This is a genomic window from Nonomuraea sp. B19D2 (assembly GCF_040137845.1).
In the GTDB taxonomy this organism is placed as follows: Bacteria; Actinomycetota; Actinomycetes; order Streptosporangiales; family Streptosporangiaceae; genus Nonomuraea.
In genome coordinates, this window is sequence record NZ_JBEFAK010000170.1 from 1 (window position 1) to 443 (window position 443).

Sequence of the window (443 nt, forward strand, 5' to 3'; positions counted from 1 at the left end):
GGTGCGGTCGCCCATCCGGAGCTGGCGGGCGATGGCTCGCAGGCTGTGCCCGGCAGCCTTCAGCTCGTGGATTCGGGCGTGTTTGGCGCGGGTGCGCTCGGCGAATCGTGTCGAGCCCTGGCGGGCGGTGGTTTGCGCTGTCGATGGTCGTTCGGGTTGCTCGGGTCCATCGTCTGGAGGGTCTGATAAGCAGGGGCGATGTCGGGTGACCGACCGTTCCACGGCCTGGACGAGGTTGTGCCACAGGTGCCAGCGATCAGCACACTGGGTGGCCTGGGGCGCGCCTTTGACGGCGCCCTCGGCATAGGCGCTGGCTCGGTCCCGGCAGATCACTTCCACGTCGGAGTGAGGTCGGAGCCAGTCGGCCAGGGTGTCGGCCTGGCGATCGGGCAGCAGGTCGATGGGCCGGCGGGTGGTCATGTCGATCAGGACGGTGCCGTAGC

The 443-nt window shown here is 69.1% G+C and carries 1 protein-coding gene; it reads right to left on the reverse strand.

Annotated elements, in window-relative coordinates:
• On the reverse strand, positions 1-443 hold a 443-nt coding region (locus tag ABN273_RS59320), incomplete at both ends, for a transposase (RefSeq protein WP_349458614.1).